Here is a 290-nt window from a genome sequence, read left to right on the forward strand (position 1 = left end):
GGATAAATTGAACTTGATCCTTTTGGATGCCCCCTTTTTCCATGGCTTTTTGACAGGCCTCTTCAAAAAGGATTTTATGTGCTTTCTCATAGGAATCCTGTCCAAGCCATAAATCAGCATGAAGGAGATCGAAATCTTCTGCGATTGCTCCGTTTGCTTCAAATGGTCCACTAACTGTTCCAGTAGAAAGTATGACGGGTTTTTGTTCGAAGATCCATGTACGATGACCTGCGAGTATCATAAACCACCCCACCTAATTAGAATTGTCTTTACTAATGCAATAACAAACG

General features: G+C 40.7%; 1 pseudogene. It reads right to left on the reverse strand.

Annotation, left to right across the window (positions count from 1 at the left end):
* A pseudogene (locus P0G09_RS20300) lies at positions 1 to 238 on the reverse strand (stage V sporulation protein AD); the annotation flags it as partial.
* Positions 239 to 290 lie beyond the last annotated feature (52 nt).

It is taken from the genome of Faecalibacterium sp. DFI.5.82, from assembly GCF_029076575.1.
Lineage (GTDB): Bacteria > Bacillota > Clostridia > Oscillospirales > Ruminococcaceae > Faecalibacterium > Faecalibacterium duncaniae.